The sequence below is a fragment of the Terasakiispira papahanaumokuakeensis genome (assembly GCF_001709345.1).
GTDB lineage: Bacteria > Pseudomonadota > Gammaproteobacteria > Pseudomonadales > Halomonadaceae > Terasakiispira > Terasakiispira papahanaumokuakeensis.
On record NZ_MDTQ01000001.1, the window covers coordinates 51,261 to 63,478 of the forward strand.

10 protein-coding genes are annotated in these 12,218 nt (G+C 50.7%); 9 read left to right on the plus strand and 1 reads right to left on the minus strand.

From position 1 onward, the window contains the following. Positions 1-6 precede the first annotated feature (6 nt). Both BFW38_RS00235 and BFW38_RS00240 read left to right on the plus strand, forming a co-directional pair. A complete protein-coding gene (locus BFW38_RS00235) occupies positions 7-693 on the plus strand; it encodes a response regulator transcription factor (RefSeq protein WP_068996590.1) in 687 nt (228 codons plus the stop codon). Continuing rightward, entirely contained in the window at positions 690-3,470 is a 2,781-nt protein-coding gene (locus BFW38_RS00240) for an ATP-binding protein (RefSeq protein ID WP_084004356.1), read from the plus strand. Before BFW38_RS00235 ends, BFW38_RS00240 begins: the two co-directional genes overlap by 4 nt. Before the next feature lie 74 nt (positions 3,471-3,544). Here BFW38_RS00240 and BFW38_RS00245 read toward each other — a convergent pair whose 3' ends face one another. After that, positions 3,545-5,056 carry a Ppx/GppA phosphatase family protein gene (locus BFW38_RS00245; RefSeq protein ID WP_068996592.1) on the minus strand — a complete coding sequence of 504 codons (1,512 nt, stop codon included), beginning with the start codon at positions 5,054-5,056 and terminating at the stop codon, positions 3,545-3,547. 129 nt (positions 5,057-5,185) lie between these two features. On the opposite strand from BFW38_RS00245, the gene trxA reads away from it, so the two are divergent. The 7 genes from trxA to BFW38_RS00275 all read left to right on the plus strand — a co-directional run bounded on the left by trxA (position 5,186) and on the right by BFW38_RS00275 (position 11,994). Then, the gene (gene trxA, locus BFW38_RS00250; protein ID WP_068996593.1) at positions 5,186-5,512 is read left to right on the plus strand and encodes a thioredoxin TrxA; all 327 of its coding nucleotides are present in this window, start codon (positions 5,186-5,188) and stop codon (positions 5,510-5,512) included. Positions 5,513-5,831: 319 nt separating this feature from the next. Further along, entirely contained in the window at positions 5,832-7,091 is a 1,260-nt protein-coding gene (gene rho, locus BFW38_RS00255) for a transcription termination factor Rho (RefSeq protein WP_068996594.1), read from the plus strand. 135 nt (positions 7,092-7,226) lie between these two features. Beyond that, a complete protein-coding gene (gene ubiD / locus BFW38_RS00260; RefSeq protein WP_068996595.1) occupies positions 7,227-8,708 on the plus strand; it encodes a 4-hydroxy-3-polyprenylbenzoate decarboxylase in 1,482 nt (493 codons plus the stop codon). 30 nt (positions 8,709-8,738) lie between these two features. Beyond that, positions 8,739-9,485, plus strand: a complete 747-nt coding sequence (locus BFW38_RS00265; protein WP_068996596.1) for a ferredoxin reductase domain-containing protein — start codon at positions 8,739-8,741, stop codon at positions 9,483-9,485. Between the two features lie 92 nt (positions 9,486-9,577). Then, on the plus strand, positions 9,578-10,306 hold the full coding sequence (gene folM / locus BFW38_RS00270; RefSeq protein ID WP_068996597.1) for a dihydromonapterin reductase: 729 nt from the start codon (positions 9,578-9,580) through the stop codon (positions 10,304-10,306). 185 nt (positions 10,307-10,491) lie between these two features. After that, the gene (locus tag BFW38_RS17890; protein WP_175400906.1) at positions 10,492-10,635 is read left to right on the plus strand and encodes a hypothetical protein; all 144 of its coding nucleotides are present in this window, start codon (positions 10,492-10,494) and stop codon (positions 10,633-10,635) included. 399 nt (positions 10,636-11,034) lie between these two features. After that, entirely contained in the window at positions 11,035-11,994 is a 960-nt protein-coding gene (locus BFW38_RS00275; RefSeq protein ID WP_069000096.1) for a Bug family tripartite tricarboxylate transporter substrate binding protein, read from the plus strand. Positions 11,995-12,218 lie beyond the last annotated feature (224 nt).

Below are 12,218 nucleotides of genomic sequence, written 5' to 3' on the forward strand. Positions count from 1 at the left end.
AGAAACATGGAAATGCCGGTAAAGGTATTGTTGGTCGAAGATGATGTGGCTTTATGTTATTTGTGTGCTCGGCTATTAAAGAAAGAAGGATTACAAGTTGAGTCCGTCAGTACTTATAAAGAAGCTGAAAAACGATTGTTAGCTCAACGTTATCAATTGATTTTATTAGACTTAGGTTTGCCTGATGGGGATGGTTTAGCATTGGCGCAGCGTTTTGGGCATCTTGATGACTCAAAAATCCTGATGATGACGGCGCGCGGCGCTGCACAGGCTCGTTTGGAAGGGTTTGAAGCGGGGGCCTGTGATTATTTAATTAAACCATTTCATCCCGGCGAGTTTCTTCATCGAGTGCAAAGAATTTTACAGCAAGTGCAACGACAAGCTGCACTCCGCCAGTTTGGGGGCTGGGTGTTAGATATGAATAGCCGTTCATTGAAACATGAGCAACATGGAGGGGTGACATTAACGCGGGGTGAGTTTGAGCTCTTAGATACATTGCTAAACGCTAATGAAAGACCGCTCTCTCGCCAGCAGCTGTTGGATGTTATTGCGCGAGATGTGGATAGTGGTAATCCTCGTAGTGTGGATGTTTTGATTTCGCGTTTGCGCAAAAAAATCGAAGACGTGCCTGCCCAGCCAGTCCATTTATTGACTGTTCCCAGCGTAGGGTATCGATTGGTCCATAGTCCATGAGATGGTGGTATCGAAGCATACTGACTTTTTTGGGGTGTGCTGCTGCTCAATATGTGTTCGCCCAACCCCTGGTTATTCCAGAGCATGATGCCACTCAGCTCCCTGCCGATACCGCATTGGAGTATTTGCCTCTCAATGTGTTGTCGGCGCCGCCACAATCATTGAATGACGTTAAAACAGCGCCTTTTGTTCCGGTTCAGCAAGGTGTTTTGAACTTTGGTTTTACCCGGCAACCGGTGTGGGTGCGCTTAACAATTTACAATATGAATGCCCAGTCTCGTTGGTGGTTGTCGGTGGGGACGGTGCGCCTTCAATCTGTCACCCTGTATCAGCAAGATGAGCAAGGCCGCTGGTATGAAAAAAGGCAAGGGTTGGACTATTTAGATGAGATTTCATCGCACCATCGAGACCATCTTTTTGAGCTTAATATAACGCCAAACCACTCTCGCACTTTTTATATCAAAGTAGAATCTCTTACCGCCATCGCGTTACCCATTACGTTATGGCAGCCACTTTCTTATATTGCCAAGCATGACCAAGGTGCGCTGCTTCAGGGAGGGCTCTACGGTCTGTTCATTGGTATTGCGATTTATTATTTAATCGTCAGTGTTTTATTAAAAAAATCAACTTATTGGCAGTTTTCTAGTTTTCTGTTTTCTTTTGCGGTGACTTCGGCTGCTTACAATGGTTACTTACAATTATGGTGGGGGCCCTTTCCTGGCCAGTGGAATATTCGCATTATTTTATTTTCGATCGTATGCACTAATATTGGGCTGGTGGCATTTGTTCGTAATTTTCTTCATGTTCGCCGCTATGCCCCTTTAATGGCTTATGGGTTGACAACATCTCTGATCGCCAGTGGTGTATTGCTGGTCGCAACCGTGGTCTGGACTGATTATGTAACACTTTCTCGTTTTTTATCAGGCTGGAGTCCGATGAACGGCGCTTTAGTATTAGTGGCGGCCATGTGGGTGATGCTTAAAGGTTACCGCCCAGCGCGTTTATTTTTGTTGAGTATGACCGTGGTCTGGGTGACCTTACTGCTCCATATTTTGTTTATGTTGGGCTGGGTTGCGATTCCTTTTAGTGAACAAATGGTGCTATGGAGCCTAATGGGGGTTGTGCCGCTAATGGCCGCTTCTTTTGCAGACCAGCATCGGTTACTGGAGGCTGAAAAAGAAGCAGCGCTGGAGCAAGCACTTGAACTTAAACAGCAGTCATTAGAAGCATTGGAAGATGCGATTGCCGAGCGTACTCAGCAGCTTGATCAAGCTCGACAAAGGGCTGAAGCGGCCAGCGAGGCCAAAACTAATTTCTTGGCCGTCATGAGCCATGAGTTGCGCAGTCCTATGACGGCTGTACTGGGGGCCGCGAGATTGCTCAATCGCCAACCTCTTCCTCAGACCGCTTACGAGCTAGTCAACACGTTAGATTCGGCGGGTGATCAACTCTTACGCTTAATTGATGATGTGTTGGATTTATCACGGGCCGAGGCAGGCCAACCGATCTTAATGCCTGCGATTTTTAACCCCGAGCAATTGGTGTCTGAGGTCTATAATCTGATGAAGCCTGTGGCGGCAGATCGGGGGCTTGAACTTGTCTTAATGATACAAGGCACATTACCAGAAGCCTTATGGGGAGATGCTTCTGCCCTGCAGCGGGTTTTCAATAATCTTGTTGTGAATGCGACCCGTTATGCTGAGCGGGGTACGATTACCATCGGGGTTGAGTGTCAGCGTGAGCGTGCTCGGAACGTCGTTTTAAATTGTTGGGTTGAGGACCAAGGGCCAGGCATTTCAGTCGACCAGCAGGCGATCATTTTTCAACCTTTTGAGCAGCTGGACCAAAGTCATGGCCGGCAGCATGGTGGGGCAGGGTTAGGCTTATCGATATGCCGACGTTTAGTCGAAGCTATGTCCGGTACGTTATCGCTGAAGAGTCAGCCCGGCGAAGGGACTCGTTTCTATTTTTCGGTTTCTTTACCTGAAGTCAGGGCGGTGGCTTCAGATAATGTGTGGCAGCGTCCCTCTCTACGTATTTTACTGGTCGAAGACGTGGCGATGAACCGTGAGGTGCTGACTCAGTTGCTTAGCCACGAAGGGCATGATGTTATTGCTGTCTCGGGGGGAGAGCAAGCGCTACAACAGTTTCGACTGTCTGCACCGGTTTCGGATACTTGTCACCTGCCAGCCGCTCCCTTGTTTGATGTTGTTTTATTGGATATTCAAATGCCGGGTATGGATGGCTTTGAGGTGACGCGACAGATCCGTGCATTGCCCAAGGCGCTGCAACCCCGTCACTTGTTAGCACTAACTGCCAGCTATACGCAGCCGATGAGAGCGCAATGTCTTGAAGCGGGAATGGATGGCTTGGTGGCTAAACCATTACGACTGTCGTTATTGTATCAAACATTGAAATCCTCACCGTTAGGTTCGTCAGAGCTAGCAGATATCGACAACGCGCAAGTTCCGCCACCCTCAGCGATATGGCATGAGTATGCAAACTATCTTGATGAGGATGAACTGGAAACCTTTAAAGCGTTGCAACAGCAAACGCTTGCAGAGCGTTTTCAGTGGCTACAAGAGGCTTGGTCTCAACGAGATTGGAAGCAAATGGAGCGCAACGCGCATGATTTAATCAGCATGCTCGCGGGTGTCGGCGCTATTTCGTTGAGTGATCAAGCCTTGGCTTTAGAGCAAGCGCTGAAAGCTTCTGATGAATCGTTGGTGCATTCGTTGATGGTGACGTTTTTGGCCAATAGCCAGCACTGGATGTAATACTTAACATCCGTGCAGGCTTCAACGGGCGTTGAGGGCTAACGGTTCAGGATTCAAACGCATGCCCAGAATGATTATCCCCAGGTGAATTCAATATTGGCTTGTTTTAGATAGCGCTGCTCTTGCTGCAGGTCGGCTTGAACCAGGGGTTGGTCAATGAGCCAGCCTTCCGGGAAGACGATATCGACTTGGCTTTCTGCAACATTCAACTGGAAATCAAGAAAAGGGGTTTCCGGACGGCTGTGATGTAGCAAAACGGCTAAGCGCAGGAGGATGGCCAGGGCCCGAATACTCGGTTGTTGTTTCTCTGATAGGCGACTGAGCTCATTAACAGGAAACTTACGCCGATGCGCTCGAATCAGTACGGATAGTATTTGTTGCTGGACCTGACTGAAACCGGCCAGATCGCTGTACTGTGCGAGATAAGCGCCGTGCTTGTGATACTGCGTATGAGCGACCGCGAGCCCAATTTCATGGAGTTGGGCTGCCCACTCCAGTTTTCGGCGCAGGTTACTCTCATCAAGACCCCAGGCGGTTTTGACTTGATCGAAGCCTTGCAGGGCCGCCAGTCGAACATGCTGTGCCTGCTCGTTATCGACGCCATAACGTTCAGCCAGCGCTTTAATGGTTCTTTCGCGGACATCGAGTTCGCTGGGGTCTCCTAGCATTTCATAGAGTAGTCCCTCGCGCAGGGCGCCGGATGAGTAGTGCATAGACTCAATCTTCAGCGCTTCAAAAATCGCTGAGAGAATAGCCAGCCCCGCAGGCATTACGCGAGCGCGATCCGGCTTCATGCCTTTGCCGATCCAGCATTGTGCATTTTTCTGCTTTAACAGCTGTTTTTCCAGCTTCATCAAACCATCGCGGGTGATGATCTCAGGTTGCCCCTGGCCAATGATGTTGGCAACGGTTTTGATGGTGCCCGAGCTGCCCATGGCTTTGGTCCAGCCATGACGCTGGTAAGTCTTACGTATGTTCTGTAGCTCTCCCAGGGCGGCTAAGCGTGCCTCTTCATAACGCCGAGCAGTGGCTTCGCCATCCGGGAAGAAGCGTTCGGTATAACTCACACAGCCCATATGCAGGCTTTCCATCAGACGTGGCTCAAAATGTTCGCCAATCACAAACTCGGTACTTCCACCCCCGATATCGGCAATCAATATCGGGCCTTCTGTGGCCGGGTTGGTATGGGCGGCCCCCAAGTAAATCAGACGGGCTTCTTCTCGTCCGGCAATGATCTCTAGCGGTACGCCGAGCACTTCTTCGGCACGGCGGGCAAACTCATCGCGGTTATGCGCGGCTCTTAGTGCATTGGTGCCGACTACACGGATATGTTCAGGGGCAAGTCCCGTTAAAAAAGGGGCAAAACGTCTGAGACAATCCAGCCCGCGCTGTTGAGCGTCTTCGGATAAGTAATGCTCCTCATTCAGCCCTGCGGCTAATTGCACTTTTTCACCCAAATGTTCGATGAGCCGGATTTCGTTTTGGCTTTGCCGGGCCAGCTGTAGGTGAAAACTATTGGAGCCCAGATCCACTGCCGCCATCAAGGCGCCATCTGAATGGGGTGAAGCGGGGGGGGTATCGCTCATGAAAGATCCTTTGACGGCAACGTTCAGAGAATAGTGCTATATCGGCATACCTGAACAATTCTTTTGGTGTCGGTTCTGGAGTGCTAGTATAACGGTCAACTGAGCCATTTTGCTTTTGGAGAATGCCTAATGAGTGAGAATATCCACGCGGTCACCGACTCAACCTTCGAGGACGAGGTTCTGAAATCCGAAAGCCCCGTGTTAGTTGATTATTGGGCTGAGTGGTGTGGCCCTTGTAAAATGATCGCCCCAGTATTGGAAGAAGCCGCTGCCGAATATGGCGATCGCTTGAAAGTTTGTAAGCTGAATATTGATGATCATTCTGAAACGCCAGCTAAATTTGGTATTCGTGGCATTCCGACGTTGATGATCTTTAAAGGTGGTAATGTTGAGGCGACTAAAGTGGGCGCCTTGTCTAAAAGCCAGCTGAAAGAATTCATCGAAAGCTGCCTATAAGGCGGCTGCCCCGTCGTTTTATCCTGATCTATAGCATGGATATGCGTCGGGGCATTGCAATGCCGGTCCATTTCAGAGTATCTTACGTTCAGCCGAAGCTCAAAAATTTTCGGCTCCCTTGCCAAATGCCGTCATCACGCACTGGTCCGCTGCTTTATCGACACCCTTTTAGTTGAGCGGTATCGATCTGATCCGGTACAGTCTTATCGGACCTATTCAGTCATCATTGCAGCTGTGCGATTAACTTTTACATACCGTACACGGACCGGACTTTCAGTATGTACGGAATCATGACACGTACTATATCCGAACAGAATCCATGAATCTTACCGAACTCAAGCAGAAATCCGTCCCGGAGCTGATGAGCATTGCTGCGGACATGGGCATTGAACATGTTGCCCGATCTCGTAAGCAAGATATCATTTTTGCCATCCTAAAAAAGCACGCCAAAAGCGGTGAAGACATATACGGAGATGGGGTGCTGGAAATTCTCCAGGACGGCTTCGGTTTCCTGCGTTCGGCGGACTCTTCATACCTGGCAGGCCCGGACGACATCTACGTTTCCCCCTCTCAGATCCGTCGTTTCAATCTACGTAAAGGCGATACCCTCTCTGGTAAAATTCGCCCCCCCAAAGATGGCGAACGCTACTTTGCCCTACTGAAAGTTGATTCAATCAACTTTGATCGACCCGAAAACGCCAAGCATAAAATCCTATTTGAAAACTTAACGCCACTGTTTCCGCAGAAACGCTTGGCGATGGAGATCGGTAATGGCTCCAGTGAGGATTTAACGGCGCGCGTTATTGATCTGGTTTCGCCGATTGGTAAAGGGCAGCGTGGTTTATTAGTCTCGCCGCCTAAAGCCGGTAAAACGCTGATGCTGCAGAATATTGCCAACAGCATCACGCGTAACAATCCTGAATGTCACCTGATTGTCCTGCTGATTGACGAGCGCCCGGAGGAGGTGACCGAGATGTCACGGACGGTGCGTGGCGAAGTCGTTGCTTCGACATTTGATGAGCCGCCCGCTCGTCACGTTCAGGTCGCTGAAATGGTTATCGAAAAAGCCAAGCGTCTGGTTGAGCACAAAAAAGATGTGGTCATCTTGCTGGATTCCATTACTCGCTTGGCGCGTGCTTACAACACCGTGCAACCTTCCTCCGGTAAAGTGCTCACCGGCGGTGTGGATGCGCATGCTTTAGAAAAACCCAAACGCTTCTTTGGGGCTGCGCGTAATATCGAAGAAGGCGGTAGCCTGACGATTATCGCAACCGCGCTGGTGGATACGGGTTCTAAAATGGATGAAGTTATCTATGAAGAATTCAAAGGCACCGGTAATATGGAAGTGCACTTGGATCGCCGCATTGCGGAGAAACGGGTTTATCCCGCCATTAATATTCGTCGCTCAGGGACTCGCCGTGAAGATTTGCTGGCGACTGAAGAAGAGCTTCAACGGATGTGGATCTTGCGTAAGCTCCTCAACCCCATGGATGATGTCGCTGCGACTGAATTCCTGACCGAAAGGCTCAAAGATACGAAGACGAATATCGAGTTCTTTGAGGCGATGAAGCGTAAATAACGCGGTGGTCTGATAAAGCGGGCACTCATGAGTACCCGCTTGGTTTAAATGACCCGGTTGTGCTGGTGAAGGCAACCTAGGTAAGGGGCAGGCATACGCTTGCCCCTTTCTTGCATTTTAGGGGGCAAAAACAGTATGAAGTACAAGGATTTACGCGACTTCATGGCTCAGCTTGAAGCGCGTGGCTTGCTCAAGCGCGTCACCCAGGAGGTCGATCCACACCTGGAAATGACGGAGATTGGTGACCGTGTCCTCCGGGCTGGCGGCCCGGCCATTCTGTTTGAAAACCCTAAAGGACATGATACGCCAGTTCTGATCAATCTCTTTGGGACGCCTGAGCGTGTGGCGATGGGGATGGGTGAAGAAGAGGTGTCGTCATTAAGAGAGATTGGCAAATTGCTGGCCTTCTTGAAAGAGCCTGATCCGCCCAAAGGCTTGAAGGACGCTTGGGAAAAGTTACCTATCTTCAAAAAGGCCCTCTCGATGGGGCCCAAAGTGGTCCGCAAGGCGCCCTGTCAGGAAGTGGTTGAAGAAGGTGACGCGGTTGATTTGACCCGTTTACCGATCATGCATTGCTGGCCAGAAGATGCGGCTCCCTTGGTGACTTGGGCGTTGGTGGTGACTCAGGGCCAGGAAGGCGGGCGTGAGAATCTGGGCATTTATCGTCAGCAATTACTCGGCCGTAATCAGTTGATTATGCGTTGGCTAGCTCACCGGGGCGGCGCACTGGATTTTCAGCAGTGGTGTCGCGACCATCCGGGTGAGCGCTTTCCGGTCAGTGTCGCCCTGGGAGCGGATCCCGCGACTATTTTGGGTGCGGTGACGCCGGTGCCGGATACCTTGTCTGAATACGCGTTTGCCGGCTTGTTACGTGGCAGTCGCACTGAATTGGTGAAATGCCTCGGGAATGAGCTTCGAGTGCCGGCATCCGCTGAAATTGTCCTAGAAGGGTATATCGAACCGGGAGAAGTCGCACCCGAAGGCCCCTTTGGGGATCACACCGGTTATTACAATGAAGTGGATGAGTTTCCGGTATTCACTGTTGAGCGGATTACGCGGCGTCAGGATGCCATTTATCACAGCACTTACACGGGGCGGCCGCCGGATGAACCGGCTGTACTCGGAGTGGCTTTAAACGAAGTTTTTGTGCCGATTTTGCAAAAGCAGTTTCCGGAAATCGTGGATTTTTACTTGCCGCCTGAAGGCTGTTCTTACCGCATGGCAGTTGTCAGTATGCGCAAGCAATACGCCGGTCATGCCAAGCGAGTGATGATGGGGGTTTGGAGCTTTTTGCGTCAGTTTATGTACACCAAGTTTGTGATTGTGGTGGACGAGGATGTCAATACTCGCGACTGGCAGGATGTGATTTGGGCGATTACGACTCGAATGGACCCCGCTCGAGATACCGTGATGGTTGATAACACCCCGATTGATTATCTTGATTTTGCTTCTCCCGTCTCTGGTCTAGGCTCCAAAATGGGGCTAGATGCGACCAATAAATGGCCGGGCGAAACGGATCGTGAATGGGGCCGCCCGATTGTCATGAACGATGATGTGCGCCAGCGGGTTGATGAGCTATGGGATGCGCTGGATTTGCCGGGCCATCCGCGTGCCTGAGTGGGCAAGATAAAGGAGTGAAGTGAATTTATGAGTGAGCCTCAGACATTGCAGGCCCGTATCCGGGCATTAGAAACATTGCCCGATCGCGTGACACGATTATGGCTGCTGCCTAGCGCTGGGCAATGGCCGCTATGGCAGCCTGGCCAGTACCTGGAAATTGGGTTGGATGATAATACTTGGCTGCCTTTTTCGATTGCCTCTTTAGCGGGGGGTGACACACTTGAGCTGCATGTTCAATTACAGCCACAAAGTGATAATAGCCAGCGTTTACAGGAAAAATTGAGCATTGGCGAGATGCTGACCGTTCGGTTACCGGGTGGGCGTTGTGTTTTAGAGGGGCCTGATCGTCCCTTGACGTTGATTGCTGGAGGAACCGGCTTTGCTCAAGTGAAAACCATGCTTGAGTATTGTCTTAAGCAAGGTTGGCAGTCTCGCCTGGATTTTTATTGGGGCGGACAGCACCCCCACAGCCTTTATTTATTGCCATTGGTGGCTCAATGGGCGCGTCAGCACGAGAACCTCCATATTCATCCCGTAGTGGAGCTAGGTGATGAAGGGTGGAAAGGCCGTTTGGGTCGAGTGACGGAAGCTTTGGCGACAGATATTGATGATGCCCGTGATCTAGAAGTCATTGCCAGCGGCTCTCCGGCGATGGTGTATGCCATTGAAGACTTTCTGCTGGAGCGTGGCTTGTCCATCGGGCAGATGCGTTCTGATGTGCATGATTATGCACCGCGAGAAGTGAACCCACCCGGTCAGTCGTCAGGCGATTGAATCGGCGACTGAGCTGAGGCTGATATTGCATTGCGAGTGTGCGTAATGGTAACGCGCTCATTGATGATGAGATCACTAAAAGAGACGAGCCTATGACGACGACAAATGCTTTATCGACAGCCCCTATTTTAGTGACCGGTGCGGCGCAACGAGCAGGCTTACACTGTGTGCAACGTTTCTTGGCGGCGCAACAACCAGTGATTTTGACTTATCGTCGTCACCGGCCTGTGATTGCTGAGCTTGAGCAAGCCGGTGCGGTATGCCTTCACGCTGATTTTTCAACAACTGATGGCATTGAGGCGTTGATTGAAATGCTTAAGCAGGTGACGCCAGCATTGAGGGGGATTGTGCACAATGCTTCTGTCTGGTGGCCTGATGAGCCCGGTCGTGCTGGTGCTGATCATTTCGAAACATTATTTCGTGTGCACATGCAGGCCCCTTACTTAATCAATATGGGCTGTCGTGAATTATTAGAGGCTTATCCTGGAACGGCCGATATCATTCATATGACCGATGCGGTCGTGCGTAAAGGTTCGGCCAAGCATGCGGCTTATGTGGCCACTAAGGCGGGCTTGGAGAGTCTGACGCAGTCATTTGCATCAATGTTGGCCCCTCATATTAAAGTTAATGCGATTGCTCCGGCCTTGCTGGCCTTTAATGAAGGGGATGATGAGGCCTATCAACGTAAAGCCTTAGACAAATCGTTGTTGAAGATTGAGCCTGGTTTTGATGTGTTGTATCACACGCTGCGTTATGTGTTGGATAACCCTTATCTCACGGGCACTACACAGCTATTAGATGGCGGCCGCAGCTGTCGCTGATGCGTGCTAAAAGATGTGAAGCATTAACCGCAGGGCGCTCAGTATACTGATGGCATTCACGGAAACTTTGCATAACCTTTCAGTATGCAATGGCATTGACGGAATCTTCCGCCTAAAATATGGGGCTATTGATACACGTCATGATGAATGCAACATGATTCATTTTATCCAAGGGAGTGAGTTTGATGTCAGAGCATGATGAAAATTTTCGTGATACCGCTGGACCTGTCTGGATTTTGGTTGGACTGGTTGTTTTGCTCGCCATGCCCTGTTTGGCTGGTACCATCGTATGGACCCAGATTTTAACCGGCAATACGATTCCTTATTGATCAATCCCGTTTTGGCTGGCACGCCCCTTCCCTGTTATGCCCTTTGCGTTGCCAGCCCTTTCAACCTGCTTGCGTTATCCCTGTTGTTACGTGCCTCTGTTGTGACTCGCCTCTCTTGAGCTTCTCTCTGCCCCTCTTTCCTTTCGACGATGGGTGATGCCTCTCGATACTTCTCATGTCTCAATGTCATAAGTATTGAGTTGCTTGTTTTTCCTGTTTCTCGCAATTTTATGGCTTTTTGCTGGGTTTTAGACTGAAATGCGCCCGAATATTGCGGTCAAAATCCGATAGGCTAACCCATTGATATTCCTATCTCATTTTTGCTTTATAGGCTGCTTCATGATCACTTTCTCGAAGACTGCTTTCTCTTCTGCGGTCTCTTTTTCGCGTGCTTTGGCGATGACCACCATGGTGGTGACAGGCGTATTAGCGGTGACGGCTCACGCTGCGCCTGAAGGTAAAACAGAGTGCATTGCGCCAGCGAAGCCAGGAGGCGGCTGGGATTTTACTTGTCGAAGTACGGCGCGTGCGTTACAGGATTTATCGCTGATCCCGGCTGGCATGCAAACGATCAATATTCCCGGCGCGAGTGGTGGGGTGGCCTTCAGCCATGTGCGTGCCAAGCGTCAAGGGGATGACAGTGTGATTGTGGCCGCTTCTACGGCCACGACGACGCGTTTGGCTCAGCAACGCTACGTGGGCGGTAATGCGGATCAGGTGCGCTGGGTCGCTTCACTTGGTGCCGATTACGGCATTATTGCGGTGCCGGCAGATTCTCCATACCAGGATTTGAAATCTTTGATGAGCGCCTTGGTTGACAACCCGAAAGCCGTGAGCTTCTCGGGTGGCGATGTCGCCGGTGGATTTGATCACCTCAAAGTGTTGATGACGGCGCGTCAGGCTGGTGTCGAAAACTTACGGGGCATCCGTTATTTAGCATTTGATTCCGGGTCTGTGGCAATCACCCAGTTGTTGGGCGGGCATATTGATGCCTTTACCGGTGACTTGTCTGAAGCCATGGGCTTTGTTGAGAGTGGCGATTTGCGCCTATTGGCTGTCTTTTCGGAAGACCGCTTACCTGGTGAGTTGAGTGATATCCCGACTGCACGTGAGCAAGGCTATAATGTGGTCGCGCCCAACTGGCGCGGCTTTTATCTGCCGGGTGGCGTGTCTGATGAGGACTATCAGTGGTGGCAGTCGCGTTTGGACAAGCTTTACGCTTCTGATGAGTGGAAAGAGATCATGGCGACCCATGGCTTGCTGCCCTTCCATAAAAGTGGCGAAGCGATGTCGCAATTTGCCCATCAGCAGGTTAAGGATATCCGTGAAGTCTCCGAGACGCTGGGGTTAGTGCAATAACATTCATGTCGTGTTGAGACATGCGCCACTTTTGATGGCTGAACGATGAGCCCGTACCGAGTATCGCGAATAAGCGGTGTTGGGTGCGGGTTTTGGCGTAATGTGAGATCTAAAGAGGGGCGATTACTGGTATTCAGCGCCGCTTTCTGCGACCTTGAACGTGAATTGTTTGGGGTAGGTGATTAACCATGTCTGCATCAACGCATAACACTCAGTCAGCACAG